Origin of the sequence: Scandinavium sp. M-37, from assembly GCF_043558715.1 — a bacterium.
GTDB classification, from domain to species: domain Bacteria; phylum Pseudomonadota; class Gammaproteobacteria; order Enterobacterales; family Enterobacteriaceae; genus Scandinavium; species Scandinavium vulneris_A.
The window spans coordinates 143,778-166,871 of sequence record NZ_JBIGIN010000001.1 but is presented as its reverse complement, the minus strand read 5'-3'; the positions used below and the strand labels follow the sequence as shown (position 1 = coordinate 166,871).

Below are 23,094 nucleotides of genomic sequence, written 5' to 3'. Positions count from 1 at the left end.
ATTGTTATTCTGCGAAGGTCAACAGGACCTTGCAGCAGTGCTTTTGATCTTTTTCAAAACGTTCGATGGCGTCGCTGACGTGCCGGTAATCCATCACGTGGGTGATGAGCTTGTCCGGGTCAATCAGCCCCTTCTTCAGCCAGTCGATCACCACCGGGAATTTATTGGCGTTCAGGCGTGAGGAATAGATTGTCAGCTCTTTACCGGTGATACCCTGCTGCGCCACCTGCGACGGATCGCTGGAGAAGCCCATCAGCACGATGCGCCCAGCGGGCGACGCCAGATTCACGGCCTCCTGCAATATCGACGGATGACAGGCGGCATCGACAATCAGCGTCGGCCTGATGCCCTTTTCTTCCAGTGCCGCCTGCAGCGACTGGCTGCTGTTATCAAAGGTCCAGTCAGCGCCGCAGCGCTCGGCCATCGCCAGTCGTTCGGCAATACGGTCGACGACAATCACCTGTTTAACCTTATAAACGCCCTTCAGCGCCTGAACGGTCACCAGCCCCATCGGCCCGGCACCGTAAATCAGCGCCACGTCCTGCTCGGTCGGTTGCGCCTGCCCGGTGACGTTCGCCGCGATGGTGAACGGTTCGACCATCACCGCGTGCTTGTCTTCGATGCTGTCCGGGATGGTCCAGGCGTTGCCCGCAGGCACTACCGCGTATTCGCTGAATCCGCCATCGCGATGTACGCCCAGTACCACAAGCGACGTGCAGACGTTCGGTTTGCCGATAGAGCACGGATAGCACTGCCCGCAGCTGATCACCGGGTCGACGCTGACGCGCTCGCCGAGGCGGGCATCGCTCACCCCTTCCCCGACCGCGTCAATCACACCGAAAAACTCATGGCCGATAACGCGCGGGTATTTGGCGAACGGGTTGTGCCCGCGATAAATATGGCTGTCCGAGCCGCAGATACCGGCCAGTTTGATCTTCACCCGCACATCGCCCGCCGCGGGCTGTGGGATGTCAAGGTCTTCTATTACCAGCTCATTAGGCTGGCGAATCACTATGCTTTTCATCGAATGACTCCTTACCAGTTCCACAGCGTGCCATCTTCCAGGCGCGCCACCGGGAGATACGCCGGATCGTACGGATATTTTGCGGCCAGCTTTTCATCGAACTCAATGCCGAGGCCTGGCTTGTCGCCCGGATGCATATAGCCGTTATCAAAGGTCCAGTTGTGCGGGAACACTTCCAGCATCTGGTCCGAATAACCCATGTATTCCTGAACGCCAAAATTCGGCACCCACAGGTCGAAATGCAGCGCCGCCGCCATGCACACCGGGGACAAATCTGACGGACCATGCGAACCGGTACGCACCTGATACAACGAGGCGAAATCCGCAATGCGCCGCATTCCGGTGATGCCACCGGCGTGGGTAATGGTGGTGCGGATGTAATCGATGAGCTGTTCTTCAATCAGCTGCTTGCAGTCCCAGATGCTGTTGAACACTTCGCCCACCGCAATCGGGGTAACGGTGTGTTGGCGAATCAGACGGAAGCACTCCTGGTTTTCCGCCGGGGTCGGATCTTCCATCCAGAACAGGCGGTAATCCTCAATGCTTTTGCCAAAACGCGCGGCTTCTATCGGGGTCAAACGATGGTGCATGTCATGCAGGAGGTGTTCGTTGAAGCCAAATTTGTCACGCACTTTCTCAAACAGGGTTGGGGTGAAATCGAGGTATTTTTCCGTCGACCACAGCTGTTCTTCCGGCCACTGGCCTTTGGTGGCAGGCTCATAGGCCTGGCCTTTGCCCTTCGCCATGCCGTAGGTGGTTTTCATTCCCGGCACGCCGCACTGGACGCGAATCGCTTTAAAGCCCATCTCTTTATGGCGGGCGTAGTCGTCCAGCACTTCGTCGATGGTATGCCCGGTGGTGTGGCAATAAACCATCACCCCTTCACGGGACGCGCCGCCGAGCAGCTGATACAGCGGCATATTGGCGGCTTTGGCTTTGATATCCCACAGCGCCATATCGACAGCAGAAATCGCCGACATGGTGACCGGGCCGCGACGCCAGTACGCGCCTTTGTAGAAGAACTGCCAGATGTCTTCGATACGGTGCGCATCGCGCCCGATCAGCTGTGGACAGAGATGATCTTTCAGATACGACGCCACCGACAACTCGCGTCCGTTCAGCGTGGCATCGCCAAGGCCAGTCAGGCCATCTTCGGTGGTGATTTTCAGGGTGACAAAGTTACGCCCCGGGCAGGTGACAAATACGTCTGCGGCAACAATCTTCATTTTAAGTCCTTACGTCTCATCGTTGATGGGGCAAATCTACGCCCGCAGCCAACTACCATACAAGTATATTGATCGAAAAAAGCCCAGCCGATCACAGAATTTATCAAAGTGGTAACATGGGAGTTTGCCGGGCAGCGCGAGGCTGACCGGGCAGAAAAGAGAGGGATTGAGGCGTTATTCGATGCGGTCTTTGACGATGAAGAAGTAGCACAGTGCCCCGGTAAAGGTGACGCAGGCGGCGATCACCAGCGCCAGATTAAACGAGTGTGTGGTGTCCACCACCCAGCCGGTAACAATCGGCGCGAAAGAGGCAAACACAAAGCTGCCGAAGTTCTGGATAGCGGCTACCGAGGCCACTTTGGTTTCAGCCACCATCACCTGCACCAGTCCCCATGCGGAGGTTCCGGCAAAATGGACGCAGAACAGCGCCATCGAAATAAACGCCACTGCCTGAATCGGGGTGGACGATTGCACCACCAGCAGCGTGCCGAGAGCCGAGAGGATCAAGCCCAGCACAATCGCCGTTTTGCGCGTTTTTGCCAGGTCAAAGCCGCGCCGAGCCAGGGCATCAACCACCACTCCGTTAGTCCACATACCCACCGCAGCGGCGAGGAACGGGATCGCCGCCACCCAGCCGGTTTTTGCCAGGCTGAACCCCTGCTCGGCCTGCAAATAGCCTGGCAGCCAGGCGATGTACAGCCAGCCGGTGTAGTTCACGCCGGAGAATCCGAGGATCATCCCCCAGGTGGTGCGGCGTTTAAACAGCGCTAACCATTCGCTGAATGCCAGTTTGGGTTTCGCGGTGACCGGTGCCGAGAGATATTCACGCTCGGTATCATTCAGGCTGAACTGGGCGCGGTTGCGATACCACGCGTACCAGCATATACCGACGATAATCCCCGCCAGACCAATGACCACAAACATGGTGCGCCAGCCCCAGGCCAGCTGCATTACCACCAGCGCAGGCGGGGCAATGGCCTGGCCGATCACCGTGGATGAGTTAAAAATCCCCAGCGCCGTGCCGCGTTCCTTCTGCACATACCAGTCGCTAATCGACTTCACGCCCGCGGGCATAAACGGCGCTTCACCGATGCCCAGCCCGATACGCAGCCAAATGAAATGGCTGAACGAATTCACCATCCCGGTCAGGGCTTGCATTGCTGACCAAAAAATCAGCCCTGCGCCCAGCACCAGACGTGGCCCGAAACGGTCAAGCAGGATCCCTGCAGGCAGTTGCGAAAAACCATAGGAAAGCGAGAACGCCGACAACAGCACGCCAAACTCGGTGGCCGATAATCCCAGCTCGCCGCGAATCGCCTCGCCCGCAACGCTCAGCGACGAACGGTCTAAGAAGTTGACGATCCCGGCGATAAACAGCAGTGCCAGGGTGACCGTCTGAATCGTTTTTATTCTTGCAGGCTTTGCCAGCGCTGCTTTTTCCACCACATCAATAGCCATAAACACTCCAGGTGAGTCAATTCGGCTACTACCATACAAGAAGTGTTAACAGGAAAAAGCTTCAGGATCACAAATTAGAAACATTCAGCCTAATCCCCAGTAAGCATCTAATGCGGATCGCGCCCGTAAACGACGTCACAACCTGAACGATTATTTCTGGTGGTTGTCAGCAAAGTTCTTAAGGATAAATTAATCTTAATCCAGTGAGAATCGCGTTTCTGTGTGTGAGTCCCGTGGCCATTGAGGTGCAGTATCATGAGTATCGACAGAATGGCGAAGATGGTGTTACGCCGACAAGGTATTGGCGTGAAAGATAAGGTCATTCGCTTTCGCGGCAACACCATTGTGTTTCGTCTGAGCGACGACGGCTACGACGTCTATATCAATGGACTGAAAAGCAACTCCGTCAAAACCAATGATGTGAACGAGGCGGTTCGCATTTATAAAACCACCCTTAGCGATGCCTGTTGAGCCATCGTTGAGGGGTGGGTATTCCCTGCGGGGGAGTTGGTGGTAAACTGCGCGCGTGGGTTTACCGTTTTTTCACCCTAAAGGAAACAGCCATGAAAGTAACCCTGAGCAAACGCCTGTGCCTGACGGCAATGCTGGCGCTGGGTGCCATCGTGTACACCGCGACGGCATCAGCAGACACCAGCAAGCTCATTATTGAGTCTGGTGACGGCGCGCAGAGCAAACAAAATGCGGCGATGGACAAGGAGCAGTGGAACGATACCCGTTCCCTTCGTCAGAAAGTGAATACCCGCGCTGAAAAAGAGTGGGATAAAACCGACGTCGCCTTTGACAGCCGCGACAAATGCGAGCAAAGCGCCAATCTGAACGCGTACTGGGAACCCAACACCCTGCGCTGTCTTGACAGAAAAACCGGCCGCCCTCTCATTCCGTAATACCCCGGGCGCCCACTGGCGCCCTGCTTCCCCCGCAATACCGGTTTACACCAATAAGGAAATCACATGCCCAATGCTTATACCGTTAAGCTGCGCCCGCTGGAACGCGAGGATCTGCGCTTTGTTCATCAGCTGGACAATAACGCCAGCGTGATGCGTTACTGGTTCGAAGAGCCGTACGAAGCATTCGTTGAACTCTCTGACCTTTACGATAAGCACATCCACGATCAGAGCGAGCGCCGCTTTGTTATCGAGTGCGACGGTGAAAAAGCAGGCCTGGTTGAATTAGTGGAAATTAACCACGTTCACCGCCGCGCCGAGTTCCAAATCATCATCTCCCCGGACTATCAGGGCAAAGGCCTGGCCACCAAAGCCGCAATGCTGGCAATGGACTACGGGTTTAACGTATTGAACCTGTACAAGCTGTATCTGATTGTCGATAAGGAAAACGAGAAAGCGATTCATATCTATCGCAAACTCGGTTTTCAGGTGGAAGGCGAACTCATCCATGAGTTCTTCATCAACGGTGAATACCGCAATACCATTCGGATGTGCCTGTTCCAGCATCAATATCTGCCGGAACGCAAAGGCCACAGTTTGCTGAAGCCCACGGCTCAGTAATATTCGATGGTGTTTTTGATGGTGTAATGCCGGGTGACAGGCGGTTTTGCACTGTCATCGACGATCTGTAAAGTACAGCTCAGCGGGTTGTCGTGTCGGTCGTAGTCACAGTTTTGCGCCACGTTGCCGATGCTTTTGTCATTCAGTAGACTGACCGCCGTGTAATCGAGTTTTTTACGCGGATCTTTCGGCGGCGAAGCGATGATTTTTAATGTTTCTTTGCCGCTGGTTGAGGTTTTCCCTAAGGGATAGCCTTCGCTGTCATAGCGATAATCGACGCTGAAATCTTTGCCGTGGGACGCGACCACAAACCCGTTGTCATCGGTATCCCACGTCACCCCGGCGGCAGGTATCCCGGCCAGTTGGCATTTGCCCTGTAGCAAGATGCGTTTTTGCTGAGTGGTGCCATCGACGTAGTAGTTGGCATCAAGAACCAGCGTCGCCCCGGAGTTGTTTTCCACATCGTGCAGCTCAAGTAAATCAAAGCAGCCTTCCTGCGAGAGCCTGGCGCTGACGCGTTTGGTCACTTCGCCCTTCTCGTTCATCAGCGTCTGGCTGAAATCTTTCACCGGGCCACGCAGCGGATCAAAATCGAACTCGTTGGAAAAGCTCGCCATTTCCGGCGTAAAGGCAGCCGGGGTCGAGGCGTTATCACAGGCGGTGAGCACGCTTACCAGCGGCATCACAAACAGCAGTTTCTTCACAGACTGTCCTTCACGGTAGAATTTTCTCAATCATATTAGCAAATACAGCGATTTACACTATGAGTGCTATGCTTTTATCTCACGATAGCAATCCAAAGCGACAAGGAGATGCGTATGAAAAAGACTCAATGGCTGTTTGCACTGTTGCTGGCGGGCGCGATGCCTGCGTTCGCGGCGGCTCCGGAGTCCTGCGAGCGCGTGAAGGATGACATCCAGCAGAAGATCGTTAACAACGGCGTGCCAGAGTCGGGCTTTACGCTGGATATAGTGCCGAACGATCAGGCCGACAGACCCGATGCTCAGGTAGTCGGGCATTGCGCCAACGACACCTTTAAAATTCTCTACACCCGCAACGGTAACGATCAGCAGTAAAACGCATTCACACGAAAGATATTATCTCTGGCTTGACCGGAGATAATATCTCCCTACCCCAAAATAAGTAACATCCCTCCATCAAAAGCCTGGGTCACCGCGTCCGGCTACATAACTAAAAAGATGGAGTGAGCGATGTCTGAACATGAACAGCACGACCACCCGAGTGGGATCAGCCGCCGGGCTCTAATCAAATCCTCTGCCATTGGTTCCCTTGCCCTCGCCGCGAGCGGTATGTCTTTGCCCTTCACCCTCAAAAGCGCGGCCGCTGCCGTACAGCAGGCGACGAAACCGGACGATAAAGTGGTTTGGGGCGCGTGTTCCGTTAACTGCGGAAGCCGCTGCGCGCTGCGTCTTCACGTCCGCGATAATGAAGTGTATTGGGTTGAAACCGACAATACTGGCGACGATATCTATGGCGATCACCAGGTACGCGCCTGTCTACGCGGCCGCTCAATTCGTCGGCGTATTAACCACCCGGAACGCCTGAACTACCCGATGAAACGCGTGGGTAAACGCGGAGAAGGCAAGTTCGAGCGCATCAGTTGGTCAGAAGCACTGGACATGCTGACCGACAGCCTGAAACACGTGGTAAAAGAGTACGGTAACGAAGCGGTGTACATTAACTACACCTCCGGCATCGTCGGCGGCAATATCACCCGCTCCTCACCTTACGCCTCACTTGTCGCACGCCTGATGAACTGCTACGGCGGTTTTCTCAGCCATTACGGCACCTACAGCACCGCGCAAATCGCCTGCGCCATGCCTTACACCTACGGCTCCAACGATGGCAACAGCACCTCGGACATCGAGAACAGCAAACTGGTGGTGATGTTTGGCAACAATCCGGCTGAGACGCGCATGAGCGGCGGCGGGATTACGTATTATCTGGAACAGGCACGCGAACGCTCCAACGCGCGGATGGTCGTCATTGACCCGCGTTACACCGACACCGCCGCCGGACGCGAAGATGAATGGGTGCCGATTCGTCCCGGCACGGACGCCGCGCTGGTCGCAGGTATCGCCTGGGTGCTGATTGACGAAAACCTTGTCGACCAGCCGTTCCTCGACAAATACTGCGTCGGTTATGACGAGAAAACGCTGCCGGAAGGTGCCCCGGCGAACGGGCATTACAAGGCTTATATTCTCGGCCAGGGCGACGACGCCACCGCAAAAACCCCGGAGTGGGCATCGCGCATCACCGGCATCCCGGCAGATAAAATCATCAAGCTGGCGCGTGAGATAGGCACGGCGAAACCGGCGTATATCTGCCAGGGCTGGGGCCCACAGCGTCAGGCGAACGGCGAACTCACCGCCCGCGCGATTGCGATGCTGCCGATCCTGACCGGTAACGTCGGCGTGAACGGCGGCAACAGCGGCGCGCGTGAATCGACCTACACCATCACCATTGAACGTATGCCGGTGCTGGAAAACCCGGTTAAAACCGCCATCTCCTGTTTCACCTGGACCGATGCTATCGAGCGCGGCGCGGAAATGACCGCCACCCGCGACGGCGTGCGCGGCAAAGATAAGCTCGACGTGCCGATCAAATTCATCTGGAACTACGCGGGCAACACGATTATCAACCAGCATTCGCAGATCAACCGCACCCACGACATCCTGCAGGATGATAAGAAGTGCGAGATGATTGTGGTCATTGAAAACTTTATGACCTCCTCAGCAAAATACGCTGATTTGCTGCTGCCTGACCTGATGACCGTCGAACAGGAAGACATTATTCCTAACGATTATGCCGGGAATATGGGGTATCTGATTTTCATTCAGCCCGCCACGAGTGCAAAATTCGAGCGTAGGCCGATTTACTGGATCATGAGTGAAGTGGCGAAACGCCTCGGCGCCGACGTGCATCAGAAATTTACCGAAGGCCGCACCCAGGCGGAATGGCTGCAGTACCTGTACGCTAAAATGGTTGCCAAGGACCCGCTGCTTCCGTCCTATGAGGCGCTGAAGGCGATGGGAATTTACAAGCGCAAAGATCCGAACGGCCATTTCGTCGCCTATAAGGATTTCCGTAATGATCCGGACGCTCATCCGCTGAAAACACCGTCGGGGAAAATTGAAATTTACTCGGCTAAGCTGGCAGACATTGCCGCCAATTGGGAGCTGCAACAAGATGACACCATCAGCCCGCTGCCGATTTATGCCTCGACCTTTGACGGCTGGGATGCGCCGCAGCGCAGTGAGTTCCCGCTTCAGCTTTTCGGCTTCCACTATAAGGCGCGCACCCACTCCAGCTATGGCAACGTCGATGTGCTGCAAGCCGCCTGTCGTCAGGAAGTGTGGCTCAACCCGATGGACGCCGCGAAGCGGGGTATCAAAAATGGCGATATGGTCAGGGTCTACAACGATCGCGGCGAGCTGCGCATTGAGGCAAAAGTCACGCCGCGCATCATGCCGGGCGTCAGCGCGATGGGCCAGGGAGCGTGGCACGATGCCAGTATGAGCGGTGATCGCATTGATCACGGGTCGTGCATTAACACCCTCACCACCCATCGCCCGTCGCCGCTGGCGAAGGGCAATCCGCAGCACACCAATCTGGTTCAGATTGAGAAGGTGTAGCGACGAATTCACCGTAGGCCCGGTCAGCGTAGCGCCACCGGGCAGAAAATAGAAAATAACCGGCGCGTTAATCCGCGCCGCAGTAAGGAAATTGTTATGAATCAACCGCGATTTGTTGAAGCCATCGCCATCACCGGCCGCATTCTCGGCGGACTGTTCTACTATGACCCGCAGAGCGACAACATCGCCCCGCTGGTTGCCGCTTTCCGGAACGGCAGCTGGGCGCAGCAATGGCCTGAATCTATTCCGTTCAAAGAAGAATTAGTCGAAAGCTTCCAGGCCGAGTCTCAAGAGTCACTCGGTGAGGCCTACCAGCGCCTGTTCGTTGGCCCCTACGCGCTGCCCGCCCCGCCGTGGGGTTCAGTGTGGCTCGACCGTGAAAACGTGCTGTTCGGTGACTCCACGCTGACCCTGCGCGAGTGGATGCGTAAAAACGGCTTCGCTTTTGAAGCCGAGCAAAATGAACCGGAAGACCACTTTGGCACCCTGCTGATGCTCGCGGCGTGGCTCAAGGAGAACAACCACGACAATGCCTGGCAGGAGCTGCTCGGATGGCATCTGTTGCCGTGGTCGGGCCGTTTCCTCGAGGAGTTCATTGCTCACGCCGAACACCCGTTCTACCGCTCGCTAGGAGAACTGGCGCAGCAGACGCTGGCCTTCTGGAAAACAGAATTAGTGTTCCCGGTTGCGGAGAAAAAGCTCTACCGTTGACCCCTGTTCACCCGCCGCCGGGCGGGTGAAATAACCCGAATTTCAGACACCTGCACACTTCTCATTTGTGACAACGTCACTTTTACGTTACCAGTTTAAGACAATTCCTGCCCTTACCCGTCCAGCCGTTACGTTATAAGGCGTAACACCTTATTTACATTTCCTGACGCCCCGATTTTTTTGCCCCTGTTTCTGGAATCATTCCCAACCCCTTGCTATAGGTCTGAGACCCTGCCGGAACATGGCATAACAACAGCTAATCACGACAGCAATAAGCATGCAAACAGGGAGAAACATTGCAATGCACACTTCTTTACTGACCCGCGCGCTGTTATTTATTGGCGCGATTATCGCGGTCCTGGCATTACTTACGTGGGGAATCGGTCTTGACACCCTTCGTGCTCGACAGGTCGATTTAGTCTATCTCGGACAACAGCACCTGATTCTGGTGTTTTCCTCAATGTTCTTCGCCCTGCTGGTCGGCATTCCCAGCGGCATTCTGCTCAGTCGACCGGCTGCTCGCGGTGTCGCTGAATACGTGATGCAAATTTTCAACATCGGCAACACCCTGCCGCCGCTGGCCGTGTTAGCGCTGGCCATGGTGGTGGTGGGCATCGGTGATAAACCGGCGATTGTGGCGCTGTTCCTCGCCTCCCTGTTGCCGATTGTGCGTAACACCTACGCCGGACTGTGCTCGGTGCCAGGTTCGCTGCTGGAAGCGGCGAAAGGGATCGGCATGACCAAATGGCAGCGTTTGATTCAGGTGGAGCTCCCTAACGCCTGGCCGGTGATGATGTCAGGGATCCGCATCGCCACTGCCATCAACGTCGGTACTGCACCGCTGGCCTTTTTAATCGGTGCCAGCAGCTACGGCGAGCTGATTTTCCCGGGCATTTACCTTAACGACTTCCCGACGCTGATCCTCGGGGCCGTGGCCACCGCCCTGTTTGCCCTGATCCTCGACACGCTGCTCGCCGGGCTCGGGCGTTTACTCAGCCCGCATACCGCCGAATAACAATAACAAGGAGCATTACATGAGACGATTTACCCGTCTGTTTGTCGCCGCCGCGGCGCTGGCGCTGGTTGCCGGTCAGGCACACGCGGCCCCGCTGATTCTGGCGACCAAGAGTTTTACCGAGCAGCATATTTTGTCCGCCATGACCGTGCAGTATCTGCGCAAGAAAGGATTCCAGGTTCAGCCTCAAACCAATATTGCGACGGTGATTTCGCGAAACGCGATGATCAACAAGCAAATTGATATGACCTGGGAGTACACCGGCACCTCGCTCATCATCTTCAACCACATCACGAAACGCATGTCGCCCGAGGAGTCTTACGAAACGGTAAAACGTCTCGACGCGAAGCACGGCCTGGTGTGGCTCAAACCCGCGGAGATGAATAACACCTATGCCTTCGCGATGCAGCGTAAACGCGCCGAGGCAGAGAACATCAATACCCTGTCCGAACTGGTGGCAAAAATTGAACACATCCGTCAGACCGACCCGAAAAACAACTGGCTGTTAGGGCTGGATCTGGAGTTTTCCGGGCGCAGCGACGGCATGAAGCCGTTGCAGCAGACTTATCAGATGCCGCTCGACCGACCACAAATCCGTCAGATGGACCCGGGCCTGGTGTACAACGCCGTGCGTGACGGTTTCGTCGATGCCGGGTTGATTTACACCACCGATGGTCGGGTAAAAGGCTTCGACCTGAAAGTATTGAAAGATGATAAAGGCTTCTTCCCGAGCTACGCCGTCACGCCGGTGGTGCGTAAGGACACTCTGGAGGCCAATCCGGGTCTGGACGAGGCGCTGAATACGCTTTCCGGGTTGCTCAATAACGAGGTGATTACCGAGCTGAATAAGCGCGTGGATATCGATCACCAGTCGCCGCAGCAGGTTGCACAGGACTTCCTGCGCAGCAAAGGCCTGATTTAAGGGGGAGCCATGGAAACGATTCACTACATGATGGATAACTGGAGTTATCTGGCAACCCTGACCTGGCAGCATCTTTGGTTGGTTCTGCTCGCCGTCGGGCTGGCGATTATTATCGGCGTACCGTTGGGCATTTTGATTGTGCGGCACAAATGGCTGGCAACGCCGATCCTCGGCCTGACCACCATTCTGTTGACCATTCCGTCCATCGCGCTGTTCGGTCTGATGATCCCGCTGTTTTCGCTGATCGGTCAGGGTATTGGTGCCCTGCCCGCTATTACCGCGGTGTTCCTCTACTCTCTGCTGCCGATTGTGCGCAACACCCACACCGCGCTCGACAGCTTGCCGCCGGGGCTGCGTGAAGCCGGACGCGGAATTGGTATGACCTTCTGGCAACGTCTGCGCTGGGTAGAAATCCCGATGGCGCTGCCGGTTATTTTTGGCGGGATCCGCACCGCCGTGGTGATGAACATCGGTGTGATGGCGATTGCCGCGGTGATCGGCGCGGGCGGCCTGGGCCTGCTGCTGCTCAACGGTATCGGCGGGAGTGAAATTCGTATGTTAATTGCCGGGGCGCTAATGATTTGCCTGCTGGCTATTGTGCTCGACTGGTTGCTGCACCGACTGCAGATTGTCCTGACACCTAAGGGGATTCGATAATGATAAAGTTAGAAAATCTGACCAAAGAATTTACGCAAAAGAATGGCCAAAGCTTTAAGGCTGTCGATAACGTCAATCTCAACGTGCCGGAAGGCGAAATGTGCGTCCTGCTGGGGCCGTCAGGCTGTGGGAAAACCACCACCCTGAAGATGATTAACCGCCTGATCCCGTCCAGCAGTGGGAAAATCCTGATTAACGGCCAGGACACCAGCGAGATGGACACCGTCAGCCTGCGTCGCAATATCGGCTACGTTATCCAGCAGATTGGCCTGTTCCCCAATATGACCATTGAGGAAAACATTACCGTGGTGCCACGGATGCTCGGCTGGGATAAAGCCCGTTATAAAACACGCGCCGAAGAGCTGATGGACATGGTGGCGATGGATCCGAAGAAATTTCTCAATCGTTATCCGAAAGAGATGTCCGGCGGTCAGCAGCAGCGTATCGGGGTGATCCGCGCTCTGGCGGCCGATCCTCCGGTGCTGCTGATGGATGAACCCTTCGGTGCGGTCGACCCCATTAACCGTGAGGTCATCCAGAATCAGTTCCTGGAGATGCAGCGTCAGCTGAAAAAAACCGTGATGCTGGTAAGCCACGATATCGACGAAGCGCTGAAGCTCGGCGACCGTATTGCCGTGTTCCGTCAGGGACGCATTGTGCAGTGCGCCAGCCCGGACGAACTGCTGGCGAAACCCGCCAATGAATTTGTCGGCTCGTTTGTCGGTCAGGACCGCACGCTGAAACGCCTGCTGCTGGTCTCTGCCGGTGATGTGACCGACCAGCAGCCGACGATCACCGTCAAGCGTGATACCGCCCTGTCTGAGGCCTTCGCGACGATGGACGATAACGATATCCGCGCCATTACCGTGGTGGATAACGACGGCAAACCGCTCGGTTTTGTGAAGCGTCGCGAAGCGCGCCATGCTTCCGGCAGCTGTGCTGACCTGCTGCACCCGTTCCGCGTGACCGGCAAAGCTGAAGACAATCTACGCGTGGTGCTGTCGAAACTGTATGAGAGCAACACCAGCTGGATGCCAATCGTCGATGAGGATGGCCGCTACAACGGCGAAATCTCCCAGGACTATATCGCCGACTACCTGAGCTCGGGTCGTACCCGCCGCGCATTGAATATTCATCCGGCGGATTAATCACCACGCCCCCTCGCCCGAGGGGGATTTTTACGATTGTTTTTTGCCAACTCCCCGATTTCCTCGCACAATACGGTATCACTCTGAAAACCGTGAAAAACCATGCACCGTCTCCACTCTTATCCGGACATTCAGGCGATGTTTCGCCGCCTGCTGATTGCGACGATTGTCGGTATTCTTGCCGCTCTGGCCGTGGCGGTGTTTCGTCACGCCATGTTCCTGCTCGAAAGTATTTTGCTGAGCAATGACAGCGGCAGCCTGGTCAATGCGGCAAGCCAACTGCCCGGATGGCGACGCCTGCTAACGCCTGCGCTGGGTGGGCTGGCGGCGGGTCTTCTGCTATGGGGCTGGCAGCGTTATACCCGCCAGCGGCCACAGGCCCCGACTGATTATATGGAGGCGCTGGAAACCGGCGACGGTCAGTTTGATTACGGTTCGAGCCTGGTCAAATCGCTGGCGTCGTTGCTGGTGGTGGTCAGCGGAAGTGCCATCGGCCGCGAAGGGGCGATGATCCTGCTCGCTGCCCTCGCCGCGTCGTTCTTCGCCAAACGGTTCACCCCCAAAACAGAATGGAAACTGTGGATTGCCTGCGGGGCCGCCGCCGGGATGGCCAGCGCCTATCACGCCCCGCTGGCGGGCAGCCTGTTTATCGCCGAAATCCTGTTTGGCACTTTGATGCTGGCCTCGCTCGGCCCGGTGGTGGTGGCGGCAGTCGTCGCCCTGCTGGTGACCAATTTAATGAGCGGTGGCCCGGCATTACTGTATATCGTCCATGTCGAGGCCCCACACAGCGCCAGCGGCTATGGTCTGATGCTGGTAACGGGTCTGCTGGCCGGGCTGTGCGGGCCGCTATTTGTCTGGCTGATGGGCGCTACCCATTCGCTTTTTCTGCGCCTCAAACTGTCCCCGCCCTGGCAACTGGCGCTGGGTGGGTTGATAGTCGGCCTGCTGTCACTGCTGACCCCCGCGGTGTGGGGCAACGGCTACAGCGTGGTGCAAAACTATCTGCTGACGCCACCGCTGTTTGCGGTGATTGGCGGGGTGTTCATGTGTAAATTACTGGCGGTGCTGGCGAGCAGCGGGTCGGGTGCGCCGGGCGGGGTATTTACACCGACGCTGTTTGTCGGCATGGCGGTGGGAATGCTGTTCGCCCGATTCTGGGGTTTATGGCTGCCGGACGGAAACGAGATGGCGGTGCTGATGGGACTGACGGGCATGGCGACCTTGCTGGCGGCGACGACCCATGCGCCCATTATGTCGACCCTGATGATTTGCGAAATGACCGGACAGTATACGCTCCTGCCCGGGTTATTGATTTCCTGCGTGGTCGCATCGGTATTGTCGCGGACCTTACGCCAGGACTCGGTCTACCGCCAGCACGTCACCGAACATGGTTAAATCGACATACTGACTGAGCTCGCGCTGCTCGGCACGCGGCAGATACGGCAGCTCGCCGACCAACGGCGCGGGCAATTTTTTGCTCAACACGTCGATGATTTCAGCGTAATGGGCCAGGCCCGGGTTGATTCGGTTGGCCACCCATCCCACCAGCGGCAGGCCGTCGTTAGCAATCGCCTGGGCGGTCAGCAAGGCATGATTAATACAGCCTTCCTGAATCCCGACCACCATCACCACCGGCAGTTGTTCCTGTACCACCCACTCCGAGAGCGGACGCAGATCGTTCATCAGGCTGCGCCAGCCGCCAGTGCCTTCGATAACCACATGATCGACACAGGCACTGAGTTCAGCCAGGCCTTTGGACAGTAACGAATAATTAATCAGTCCACTGTGCGCCACGCTACTTTCCTCTTCGCTCAGGGCGATAGGATTGATGGCACTATAAGGGAGTTCAGGGGTGGTAACACTTTGCAGAACCAGCGCGTCTTTGTTGCGCAGTCCATCAGGCGTTTCCTTGCTGCCTTTGGCGACGGGCTTGTAGCCTGCCACACTTTTGCCGCTGGCGGCGAGCGCCTGCAACAGGGCGCGTGATACCACCGTCTTGCCAACAGAGGTATCCGTACCTGTAATAAAGAAACGCTTAAGCATGTTTCACTCCACAGCTTTGACGGTGAATATATAAATCAGGGTGATAATTCAAAAGTGTGGAGAGTTTACGTGAACGCCTGAAAAGGCGGCTTGAGTTAGCGCAATTTTTGGCTTAACAATTAGAGATTGTTACCCTTGCAGCAGCCTGATTAACAGTTGCCCGTTATACAGCGCATCCTTCACCAACGCCGCACCGGTCATGGTGCCACGGTTAAGGAACTGCGTGCCCTCGACGCTGATATGCTTGCTGTAAGCGGGGAGTGACTGCTGACGAATACAGGCGCTGATGGCCGGGAAAAGGATATCCGCCGCCTGATTAAAGGGCGAACCGATAAGAATTTTTTGCGGATTAAATAAATTCACCATGATAGCCAAAATGCGACCCACGTGAGCCCCTACCCCGCTAATGATATCTTTGGCTAATAAATCGCCCTGCAATGCCGCCTGGCACAGCCATTCTACCGTGAGCGGTTGTTGGTGCAGCATCGAACTCATGGACTGCTTCATGCGCACCTGCGCCAGTTCCAGCACGCTCTCAACGCTGGCGATCGTTTCCAGACAACCGTGATTACCGCAATAGCAGCGCTTGCCGTAAGGGTCGACCTGCGTGTGACCGATTTCCACCAGGCTGCTGCTGCCCGCGTGCAGTAAACGCCCGTCGGTTATCACCCCTGCGCCAACGTTATGATCGATAACCACCTGAATCACATCCCGCGCGCCGCGTGACGCGCCAAATAAGGCCTCAGCCATGGTCCAGGCGCTGATATCGTGTTGCAGATAAACCGGCACCCCGGTACGCGATTCCAGCGCTTCGCCGAGCGCCACGTCTTTGACATCGTCGTAAAACGGCATCCGGTGAATAATGCCGTTTTCGGTATCAATAATGCCCGGGAGGGTGATGGCAATAGAGGTTAAACGCTCCAGCTTCTGCTGGTGACGAATGAAGAAGCTGTCGATATGGTCGATCACGCGGTCGAGGAACGGTTTGTCATCCACCAGGGCTAAGGTCTGCTCTTCTTCAACCACCAGCTTACTGCTCAAATCACGCAGCGCGAGGTTGATTTCGCCCCGGCTGATGCGCAGCGACAGATAGTGCCAGGCTTCGGTTTCGACCATCAGTCCCACCGCCGGACGACCACGGCTGCCCGGATCCTGAATTTCAGTTTCCTGCACCAGATGGGCTTCCAGCATTTCACGCACGATTTTAGTGATACTGGCGGGGGCGAGTTGCGCAAGGCGAGAAAGGTCGATGCGTGACACCGGGCCGAGCTGATCAATCAGGCGATACACCGCCCCGGCGTTGGTCTGCTTAATCTGATCGATATGCCCTGGCTGACTGTCTGCTACCACCGAAGACTCCCTTATTTTCGCGCTTCGAAATAAACTTTTGCTATGGTGAATCACTTCTAGGTAATGCGTCAAATTTTTACTTAGGCTTGTGATTTACTGCACATTTTTTCGCGTATTTTCAGCAAAAAAGTCGACCCTTGCCGCCGCCAGTAGCTGCTCACGAAAACGCAGCGCCGCCTGAGTTTGCTCATGATGCCGGGGCCAAACCAGCCACATCTCCGACACCGCGTCTTGATCACTTATCGGCAACCAGCGCATCTCATTGAGCTGCACCCGCTTAAATGAGGCCGGAAGGATCGACACGCCCAGCCCGGCGGAGACCAACCCGATAATGGTCATCGCCTCGCCGACTTCCTGGGTAATCGCCGGGGTACCAAAGCGTCTAAGCAGCCCAAGGATATCGTCATACAGTCCGGTCCCAACGTGCGGATCGAAGAACACCAGCGGCTCAAGCACCAGCTCAGCCAGCGTGACCGACTCCCGCTGTGCCAGGGGATGATCGCGATGCACCATCGCCAGCAGCGGCTCGCGGAGGATCACCTGCCATTCGAGGGTGTCCGGCAGTTGCGTTTTGCGCATCAGACCTAAATCCAGCGCGCCTTCGCTCAACGGCGCGATCTGCTCGCGAGTATTGCTCTCCCGGGTCTGAATATGCACATCAGGATACTGCCGCCGAAAACGCGACAGCGTATCGGACACCGCCTTAATAAAGGGGGCCGATGAGGTAAAGCCAATCCGCAGCTCACCGGTTTCGCCCTGATGCAGGCGAGCCGCGCGGGCGGCGGCGTCATCAACCTGAATCAGGATTTGGCGGCTGTCGACCAGAAACTGCTTCCCGGCGGCGGTCAGGCTGACACTGCGGTTGGTGCGGGCGAACAGACGGGCGCCAATCTGCTGTTCGAGGATCTGAATTTGCTGGCTGAGCGGCGGCTGGGAGATGTTCAGCCGGGCCGCCGCGCGCCCGAAGTGCAGTTCTTCGGCCACCGCCACAAAGTAGCGCAGGTGTCGCAGCTCGATATTCATATGTTTAACGACTCATTTGAGATTATTAATATATTAGACAGAATATTTACAATTTCCTACTCTGGCGTTGTTAACTGATTTTTTAACAAGGAACCTTCCGTGAGCCGTACTACCACCGCTGACAGTCCCCCCGCCAGTGACGTCAGTGAGATCCGTCTTCCCGCGCCGGGCCAGTTTATCCAACGCGGTACGCCGCAGTTTATTCGCGTCACGCTGGCGCTGTTCTCCGCCGGGCTGGCGACCTTCGCCCTGCTCTATTGCGTTCAACCTATTCTCCCCGTGCTGTCGCATGAGTTTGGCGTGTCGCCTGCCAGCGCCAGTATTTCCCTGTCGGTCTCGACGGCGCTGTTAGCGGTCGGTTTACTGTTTACCGGGCCGCTGTCCGACGCTATTGGCCGTAAAAAGGTAATGGTCACCGCCCTGCTGCTGGCCTCCTGCTGTACGTTGCTGTCGACGATGATGACCAGCTGGCACGGCATTCTGATTATGCGTGCGCTGATTGGCCTGTCGCTTAGCGGCGTGGCGGCGGTCGGGATGACCTATCTCAGCGAGGAAATTCACCCGAGTTTTGTCGCCTTTTCGATGGGGTTATATATCAGCGGGAACTCGATTGGCGGCATGAGCGGGCGCCTGATCACCGGGGTGATGACCGACTTCTTCGGCTGGCGCGTGGCGATCGCCATGATCGGTTGCTTTGCCCTCGCCGCGGCGCTGATGTTCTGGCGCATTCTGCCGGACTCCCGCCACTTCAAACCCGCCTCGCTGCGCCCAAAATCGCTGTTCATCAACTTCCGTCTGCACTGGCGCGATAAAGGCCTGCCGCTGCTGTTCGCCGAGGGTTTCCTGCTGATGGGCGCGTTCGTGACGTTGTTTAACTACATCGGCTATCGCCTGATGATGTCGCCCTGGTCGCTGAGCCAGGCGGTGGTCGGCCTGCTTTCCGTCGCCTATCTCACCGGCACCTGGAGCTCCCCGAAGGCCGGGGCGATGACCCAACGCTACGGTCGTGGCCCGGTAATGGTCGGCTTTACCGGGGTGATGCTGGGCGGTTTGCTGCTGACGCTGTTCTCTTCCCTGTGGTTGATTTTCTTCGGTATGCTGCTGTTTTCCGCCGGGTTCTTCGCCGCCCACTCCGTGGCCAGCAGTTGGATTGGCCCCCGCGCCCGTCGCGCCCGCGGTCAGGCTTCGTCGCTGTATTTATTCAGCTACTATCTGGGGTCAAGCTTTGCGGGCACGTTGGGCGGTGTGTTCTGGCATAACTGGGGTTGGAACGGTGTCGGCGGCTTTATTGCATCAATGCTGGTGCTGGCGCTTATCACCGGCAGCTGCCTGCATAAACGTCTGCATTAATACACTAATCCAGATGAACGGATTCATCATTTGCCGCACACTGGGAGCTGTGATAGTGAATAGCCTGGGGGGATAATCGGTAATCCACCCGGTTTTTTGCTCTCTTTCACATTTCGTCGTCACCCAACTGGATTCAGGAAAATGACCAATAACAACTATCAACAACTCACCCGCACATTCCAGCGCTTATCCCGTTTTTCACACCTCTCCGCCATCGCTGGCTGGGACATGGCGGCGATGATGCCGCCGGGTGGAAGCCAGGCCCGCGGCGAAGCTCTGGCTGAGCTCGGCGTACTTCAACATCAAATTCTGACCGATAAAAACGTCGCGTCATGGCTGGAAGCTGCCCAGCAGGAAAATCTCAGCGATGATGAACGCGCCAACCTGCGTGAAATGACCCGCGCTTATCATCAGGCGGCGCTGCTGCCGGAGAGCCTGGTGGAAGCCAAATCGCTGGCAGGCAACCGCTGCGAGCACGCCTGGCGTACCCAGCGCAAAAACAATGACTGGCAAGGATTCGCCCCGAATCTGAAAGAAGTAGTGCGCCTGAGCCGGGAGGAAGCGAAAATTCGCGCCGAAGCCAGCGGCGGTTCGCGCTACGATGCCCTGCTGGATATCTACGAGCCAGGCATGACCAGCCAACGTCTTGACGTCCTGTTCGCCGACCTGAAAAGCTGGCTACCGGATCTGCTGCAAACCGTGGTCGACAAACAGGCCAACCGCACACTGATCAACCCGCAGGGGCCGTTCCCGACTGATTCACAGCGCGAACTAGGGTTACAGGCGATGACGATGCTAGGTTTTGATTTCGACGGCGGCCGCCTCGATGTCAGCACCCATCCGTTCTGCGGCGGTGTGCCGGAAGATGTGCGCATCACCACCCGTTATGACGAAAACGATCTGCTCAGCGCCCTGTTCGGGGTTATCCACGAAACCGGTCACGCCCGCTATGAGCAAAACCTGCCGCGCCAGTGGGCGGGCCAGCCGATCGCCCACGCCCGTTCGATGGGGGTGCATGAGTCGCAAAGCCTGTTCTTTGAGATGCAGCTCGGCCGCAGCGCCGCGTTCCTGAAACAGATCCTGCCGCATATCGAGCAGCGTTTTGGCGCTCAACCGGCCTTCACCCTCGATAACTTTGTCGCCTGGAGCCAGACCGTTGAGCGTGGTTTCATTCGCGTCGATGCCGACGAAGTCAGCTATCCGGCGCACGTGATTTTGCGCTATGAAATTGAACGGGCGTTGATTGATGGCGATATCGAAGTCGACGACATCCCGGGATTGTGGAATGAGAAAATGCAGCAGTATCTGGGGCTGTCGACCGAAGGCAACTACCGCAACGGCTGTATGCAGGACATTCACTGGACCGACGGCGGCTTTGGCTACTTCCCGTCCTACACCCTCGGGGCGATGTACGCCGCGCAGCTATTCCAGGCCGCCCGCAAGGCGCTGCCGAGTCTCGACCGTGATCTGAACGAGGGTAATTTTAACCCGCTGTTCGGCTGGCTGTCGCAAAACGTGTGGCAGCACGGCAGCCGCTACAGCACCTCGGAGCTTATCATCAACGCCACCGGTGAAGATCTTAACAGCCGTTATTTCCGCGAGCATTTAACCGCGCGCTATTTATCAGAATAAGCGTTCCCTCTGCTCGACCCAATCGGCGCTGTAATAGCGCCGTTTTTTTTGCTCTGAACAATAATGAGGTTGCATCATACCTTTTTGAACTCATCATTTTATCTCACACCCGTTCTATTATGTTTGCTGATGAAATAAGACATTACAGGCCCCGCATTTTCCTCTATTTCTGTAGTAACCCAATTCACTCATTGCTCAATCCCTGAGAATATTTCGCCTGGGGGCATTATGTACAAGGATTTTACTGCCGGATTACTGTCAGCGTGGTTACTGACGGGGTGTACCGCGCAAACAGAAAATCAATATTCTGACAGCCTTATTGATGCCGGAGAAAAAGCCATTGACTCCACGCGACAACTTCAACAGTCCGAGCAGATCATCGCCAATAATTATCGTCTGTTTATTTACGCTTCTGCTCCGGAGTGTTTCAGTCAATCGCTGGAAAAAACCACGGTCATCTATCTTGATGGAAGCAATACAGAGGGAAAGCTCTGTACCGAGGGTCGAATAACAGACTCACCATTGGATCTCCCCGTCTACGACCATACGCAATGGGTAAAAGATGAAGCCTTAATTCTCGAGGCATTATTGCATTATATTTCGGCGCTGGTGGAGGCTAAAACGCTCACACCAGTGCAGCAACAACGCTATTTTGACAAAGCCGTTCAGAACTTAAAACGGGTGGTTGCCCAGGGCGAGGCCGGACAACTGACCGCGAGTGACGGTCTGGAACAGAGTGCACGGTCGCTGTATACCGCCATCAAAAACATTCAGGATGAGGAGCGTAAAGCCTCCCAGACCCGAGCGGTCATTTTAAAAAATGCGGACAACATTCAGTGCACTATTGTGGCGATGGAGAAAAGTAACTATCTGCGGGTCGGGAGATACATCAACTGGCGCAAAAATATGACTGCGGTACATTCGATGGTTATCAGTTCTTCCGCAGGACGCAGCCGGAGTTATAGCGACACGCTCAATTCCGAACGGGATTATCAGAATCTGCTCAGCGGTATTTCCACGGTGAGTCGGTCACTCCCGGTAGAAAAATATACGGAGGTGAAATGTGGCGAGGATATTGATTACGCCGCCTATGCTCAACTCCCGCAAAACAGCGCTCTGGAAAATTTACGTAAATCTCAGGCCGACATTATTAATATTTATAATGGCAACTGCGATCGATCCTGCGAGCAGAAACAGCGACAAAACTTAATCGATGGATTTAAAGCCACAGGAAAAATCGTCAAGGACCTTGTTGAGTCAGTGACCGTATTTATCTAACGCGTCTATGGGGGAAATATTATGACTAACCAACCAATCAGTATTGGGCAGTACTACACTATTTACCGGTTACTGTTTGATGAACATAACCCGATGTCGGTTTACTCTTTATTAGCAAGTAACATGCACAGCGCCTGCCGCTATTGTGCCAGTGAAAGTATTCGCCTTTCAGGGATGGAGAAAATGTATGTCGACAAGGGATATGATTTTTATAAGACGAGATTCACAGCAGCACAGGCTGATAGCCTGATTAACACCCTTTACCTTTTACAAACCGCGGCCAAGCTGCATAACGATGATGCGCACATGAGCTATCTGCTGACCCTGACCCAGGGCTCGCTTTACTGACAACGGTACGGGTTGTACATATGGTTACACGCCGATACCAATCACCCACGGAAACCTCGATAAGACAAGCATATAGTCATTTCAACGGCCCCGCAGTGGGGTTGAACATAGAAACCAAATTCGAGGATTTCAGAATGAAAAAAGTATTAGCTCTGGTTGTTGCCGCTGCTATGGGTCTGTCTTCTGCTGCTTTCGCCGCTGACACTGCGGCTACCGCACCGGCCGCTGCGCCTGCTGCAACCACTCACGCTGCACCGGCTAAAACCACGCATCACAAGAAACACAAAAAAGCCGCTACCGAGCAGAAAGCGCAGGCTGCCAAAAAGCACCACAAAAAAGCAGCAACCAAACCAGCCGTAGAGCAGAAAGCTCAGGCCGCTAAAAAGCACCACAAAAAAGCAGCAACCAAACCAGCCGTAGAGCAGAAAGCTCAGGCCGCTAAAAAGCATCACAAAAAAGCAACCACCCAACCTGCTGCTAAACCAGCCGCTCAGCCAGCTGCATAAGTTCGCAGTCGGTAGTAAGGTTTTGTATACTAAATCGGCGCTGCTTCAGCGCCGTTTTTTTACGGAGAGCAATGATGTTGCGTCGCTATCGTTTTGAGCTCATCCTTTTATTGCTGATAATCTGTGCGCTGGTAGCCACCCGGTTCTTTTTATCCTGAGTGTAGCACGCTGATTTTACTCCCACTTTTCATTCATCCCGTCTATAGTAATCTCATTGG

Annotated in this window: 23 protein-coding genes; 16 read left to right on the top strand and 7 right to left on the bottom strand. The window is 55.7% G+C overall.

Annotated features, from left to right (window positions below; translation table 11 throughout):
- Nucleotides 1–4: 4 nt before the first annotated feature.
- The 3 genes from ACG0Z5_RS00865 to ACG0Z5_RS00855 form a co-directional block, all read right to left on the bottom strand.
- On the bottom strand, nucleotides 5–1,024 hold the full coding sequence (locus ACG0Z5_RS00865) for a Zn-dependent oxidoreductase (RefSeq protein ID WP_394444868.1): 1,020 nt from the start codon (nucleotides 1,022–1,024) through the stop codon (nucleotides 5–7).
- 11 nt (nucleotides 1,025–1,035) lie between these two features.
- On the bottom strand, nucleotides 1,036–2,250 hold the full coding sequence (rspA, locus tag ACG0Z5_RS00860; protein ID WP_394444867.1) for a starvation-sensing protein RspA: 1,215 nt from the start codon (nucleotides 2,248–2,250) through the stop codon (nucleotides 1,036–1,038).
- Nucleotides 2,251–2,424: 174 nt separating this feature from the next.
- Nucleotides 2,425–3,708 (bottom strand): MFS transporter, encoded by a 1,284-nt coding sequence (locus tag ACG0Z5_RS00855; RefSeq protein ID WP_394444866.1) that lies wholly within the window; start codon nucleotides 3,706–3,708, stop codon nucleotides 2,425–2,427.
- Nucleotides 3,709–3,963: 255 nt separating this feature from the next.
- On the opposite strand from ACG0Z5_RS00855, the gene ACG0Z5_RS00850 reads away from it, so the two are divergent.
- The 3 genes from ACG0Z5_RS00850 (at nucleotide 3,964) to speG (ending at nucleotide 5,234) form a co-directional block, all read left to right on the top strand.
- Entirely contained in the window at nucleotides 3,964–4,179 is a 216-nt protein-coding gene (locus ACG0Z5_RS00850) for a hypothetical protein (RefSeq protein WP_394444864.1), read from the top strand.
- A gap of 92 nt (nucleotides 4,180–4,271) precedes the next feature.
- The gene (locus ACG0Z5_RS00845; protein WP_394444863.1) at nucleotides 4,272–4,613 is read left to right on the top strand and encodes a DUF1283 family protein; all 342 of its coding nucleotides are present in this window, start codon (nucleotides 4,272–4,274) and stop codon (nucleotides 4,611–4,613) included.
- A 66-nt stretch (nucleotides 4,614–4,679) separates the two neighbouring features.
- On the top strand, nucleotides 4,680–5,234 hold the full coding sequence (speG, locus tag ACG0Z5_RS00840) for a spermidine N1-acetyltransferase (protein ID WP_319630415.1): 555 nt from the start codon (nucleotides 4,680–4,682) through the stop codon (nucleotides 5,232–5,234).
- Here speG and ACG0Z5_RS00835 read toward each other — a convergent pair.
- Nucleotides 5,228–5,938: a YnfC family lipoprotein gene (locus ACG0Z5_RS00835; RefSeq protein WP_394444862.1), complete on the bottom strand. Its 711-nt coding sequence runs from the start codon at nucleotides 5,936–5,938 to the stop codon at nucleotides 5,228–5,230. The genes speG and ACG0Z5_RS00835 overlap by 7 nt on opposite strands.
- Before the next feature lie 114 nt (nucleotides 5,939–6,052).
- Between ACG0Z5_RS00835 and ACG0Z5_RS00830 the strand changes: the two genes are divergently transcribed.
- The 8 genes from ACG0Z5_RS00830 to clcB all read left to right on the top strand — a co-directional run bounded on the left by ACG0Z5_RS00830 (nucleotide 6,053) and on the right by clcB (nucleotide 14,741).
- Entirely contained in the window at nucleotides 6,053–6,310 is a 258-nt protein-coding gene (locus tag ACG0Z5_RS00830; RefSeq protein WP_394444860.1) for a DUF1161 domain-containing protein, read from the top strand.
- 135 nt (nucleotides 6,311–6,445) lie between these two features.
- On the top strand, nucleotides 6,446–8,890 hold the full coding sequence (gene ynfE / locus ACG0Z5_RS00825; protein WP_394444859.1) for a selenate/tellurate reductase subunit YnfE: 2,445 nt from the start codon (nucleotides 6,446–6,448) through the stop codon (nucleotides 8,888–8,890).
- A gap of 96 nt (nucleotides 8,891–8,986) precedes the next feature.
- On the top strand, nucleotides 8,987–9,601 hold the full coding sequence (gene dmsD, locus ACG0Z5_RS00820) for a Tat proofreading chaperone DmsD (protein ID WP_394444858.1): 615 nt from the start codon (nucleotides 8,987–8,989) through the stop codon (nucleotides 9,599–9,601).
- A 301-nt stretch (nucleotides 9,602–9,902) separates the two neighbouring features.
- Entirely contained in the window at nucleotides 9,903–10,616 is a 714-nt protein-coding gene (gene osmY, locus ACG0Z5_RS00815; protein WP_319630420.1) for an osmoprotectant ABC transporter permease OsmY, read from the top strand.
- A 19-nt stretch (nucleotides 10,617–10,635) separates the two neighbouring features.
- Nucleotides 10,636–11,538, top strand: coding sequence for an osmoprotectant ABC transporter substrate-binding protein OsmX (gene osmX / locus ACG0Z5_RS00810; protein WP_394444857.1), 903 nt, complete (start codon nucleotides 10,636–10,638; stop codon nucleotides 11,536–11,538).
- 9 nt (nucleotides 11,539–11,547) lie between these two features.
- Nucleotides 11,548–12,195 carry an osmoprotectant ABC transporter permease OsmW gene (gene osmW, locus ACG0Z5_RS00805; RefSeq protein WP_394444856.1) on the top strand — a complete coding sequence of 216 codons (648 nt, stop codon included), beginning with the start codon at nucleotides 11,548–11,550 and terminating at the stop codon, nucleotides 12,193–12,195.
- Nucleotides 12,195–13,343 (top strand): osmoprotectant ABC transporter ATP-binding protein OsmV, encoded by a 1,149-nt coding sequence (gene osmV, locus ACG0Z5_RS00800; protein ID WP_394444855.1) that lies wholly within the window; start codon nucleotides 12,195–12,197, stop codon nucleotides 13,341–13,343. Before osmW ends, osmV begins: the two co-directional genes overlap by 1 nt.
- A 102-nt stretch (nucleotides 13,344–13,445) precedes the next feature.
- Entirely contained in the window at nucleotides 13,446–14,741 is a 1,296-nt protein-coding gene (clcB, locus tag ACG0Z5_RS00795) for a voltage-gated ClC-type chloride channel ClcB (protein ID WP_394444854.1), read from the top strand.
- Here clcB and bioD read toward each other — a convergent pair.
- From bioD to ACG0Z5_RS00780, 3 genes are all read right to left on the bottom strand, one after another.
- Nucleotides 14,694–15,389: a dethiobiotin synthase gene (gene bioD, locus ACG0Z5_RS00790; protein WP_394444853.1), complete on the bottom strand. Its 696-nt coding sequence runs from the start codon at nucleotides 15,387–15,389 to the stop codon at nucleotides 14,694–14,696. The two genes, clcB and bioD, sit on opposite strands and share 48 nt — an antisense overlap.
- A gap of 129 nt (nucleotides 15,390–15,518) precedes the next feature.
- Nucleotides 15,519–16,739, bottom strand: coding sequence for a sugar metabolism global transcriptional regulator Mlc (mlc, locus tag ACG0Z5_RS00785; protein ID WP_394444851.1), 1,221 nt, complete (start codon nucleotides 16,737–16,739; stop codon nucleotides 15,519–15,521).
- 93 nt (nucleotides 16,740–16,832) lie between these two features.
- Complete coding sequence (locus tag ACG0Z5_RS00780) at nucleotides 16,833–17,762, bottom strand: LysR family transcriptional regulator (RefSeq protein ID WP_394444849.1); 930 nt, start codon at nucleotides 17,760–17,762, stop codon at nucleotides 16,833–16,835.
- Between the two features lie 99 nt (nucleotides 17,763–17,861).
- Here ACG0Z5_RS00780 and ACG0Z5_RS00775 point away from each other — a divergent pair, with 99 nt between their 5' ends.
- The 5 genes from ACG0Z5_RS00775 (at nucleotide 17,862) to asr (ending at nucleotide 22,876) form a co-directional block, all read left to right on the top strand.
- Nucleotides 17,862–19,112 (top strand): MFS transporter, encoded by a 1,251-nt coding sequence (locus ACG0Z5_RS00775; RefSeq protein WP_394444848.1) that lies wholly within the window; start codon nucleotides 17,862–17,864, stop codon nucleotides 19,110–19,112.
- A 141-nt stretch (nucleotides 19,113–19,253) separates the two neighbouring features.
- Nucleotides 19,254–20,744 carry a carboxypeptidase M32 gene (locus ACG0Z5_RS00770; protein WP_394444847.1) on the top strand — a complete coding sequence of 497 codons (1,491 nt, stop codon included), beginning with the start codon at nucleotides 19,254–19,256 and terminating at the stop codon, nucleotides 20,742–20,744.
- Nucleotides 20,745–20,972: 228 nt separating this feature from the next.
- Nucleotides 20,973–22,022, top strand: a complete 1,050-nt coding sequence (locus tag ACG0Z5_RS00765) for a hypothetical protein (protein WP_394444846.1) — start codon at nucleotides 20,973–20,975, stop codon at nucleotides 22,020–22,022.
- Nucleotides 22,023–22,043: 21 nt separating this feature from the next.
- Complete coding sequence (locus ACG0Z5_RS00760) at nucleotides 22,044–22,370, top strand: hypothetical protein (protein WP_394444845.1); 327 nt, start codon at nucleotides 22,044–22,046, stop codon at nucleotides 22,368–22,370.
- Between the two features lie 134 nt (nucleotides 22,371–22,504).
- On the top strand, nucleotides 22,505–22,876 hold the full coding sequence (gene asr, locus ACG0Z5_RS00755) for an acid resistance repetitive basic protein Asr (RefSeq protein WP_394444844.1): 372 nt from the start codon (nucleotides 22,505–22,507) through the stop codon (nucleotides 22,874–22,876).
- Nucleotides 22,877–23,094: the final 218 nt, after the last annotated feature.

Coding starts and splice junctions, on each gene's coding strand:
- ACG0Z5_RS00865 (WP_394444868.1), bottom strand. CDS start 1,024: ATGAAAAGCATAGTGATTCGCCAGCCTAATGAGCTGGTAATAGAAGAC.
- rspA (WP_394444867.1), bottom strand. CDS start 2,250: ATGAAGATTGTTGCCGCAGACGTATTTGTCACCTGCCCGGGGCGTAAC.
- ACG0Z5_RS00855 (WP_394444866.1), bottom strand. CDS start 3,708: ATGGCTATTGATGTGGTGGAAAAAGCAGCGCTGGCAAAGCCTGCAAGA.
- ACG0Z5_RS00850 (WP_394444864.1), top strand. CDS start 3,964: ATGAGTATCGACAGAATGGCGAAGATGGTGTTACGCCGACAAGGTATT.
- ACG0Z5_RS00845 (WP_394444863.1), top strand. CDS start 4,272: ATGAAAGTAACCCTGAGCAAACGCCTGTGCCTGACGGCAATGCTGGCG.
- speG (WP_319630415.1), top strand. CDS start 4,680: ATGCCCAATGCTTATACCGTTAAGCTGCGCCCGCTGGAACGCGAGGAT.
- ACG0Z5_RS00830 (WP_394444860.1), top strand. CDS start 6,053: ATGAAAAAGACTCAATGGCTGTTTGCACTGTTGCTGGCGGGCGCGATG.
- ynfE (WP_394444859.1), top strand. CDS start 6,446: ATGTCTGAACATGAACAGCACGACCACCCGAGTGGGATCAGCCGCCGG.
- dmsD (WP_394444858.1), top strand. CDS start 8,987: ATGAATCAACCGCGATTTGTTGAAGCCATCGCCATCACCGGCCGCATT.
- osmY (WP_319630420.1), top strand. CDS start 9,903: ATGCACACTTCTTTACTGACCCGCGCGCTGTTATTTATTGGCGCGATT.
- osmX (WP_394444857.1), top strand. CDS start 10,636: ATGAGACGATTTACCCGTCTGTTTGTCGCCGCCGCGGCGCTGGCGCTG.
- osmW (WP_394444856.1), top strand. CDS start 11,548: ATGGAAACGATTCACTACATGATGGATAACTGGAGTTATCTGGCAACC.
- osmV (WP_394444855.1), top strand. CDS start 12,195: ATGATAAAGTTAGAAAATCTGACCAAAGAATTTACGCAAAAGAATGGC.
- clcB (WP_394444854.1), top strand. CDS start 13,446: ATGCACCGTCTCCACTCTTATCCGGACATTCAGGCGATGTTTCGCCGC.
- bioD (WP_394444853.1), bottom strand. CDS start 15,389: ATGCTTAAGCGTTTCTTTATTACAGGTACGGATACCTCTGTTGGCAAG.
- ACG0Z5_RS00780 (WP_394444849.1), bottom strand. CDS start 17,762: ATGAATATCGAGCTGCGACACCTGCGCTACTTTGTGGCGGTGGCCGAA.
- ACG0Z5_RS00770 (WP_394444847.1), top strand. CDS start 19,254: ATGACCAATAACAACTATCAACAACTCACCCGCACATTCCAGCGCTTA.
- ACG0Z5_RS00765 (WP_394444846.1), top strand. CDS start 20,973: ATGTACAAGGATTTTACTGCCGGATTACTGTCAGCGTGGTTACTGACG.
- ACG0Z5_RS00760 (WP_394444845.1), top strand. CDS start 22,044: ATGACTAACCAACCAATCAGTATTGGGCAGTACTACACTATTTACCGG.
- asr (WP_394444844.1), top strand. CDS start 22,505: ATGAAAAAAGTATTAGCTCTGGTTGTTGCCGCTGCTATGGGTCTGTCT.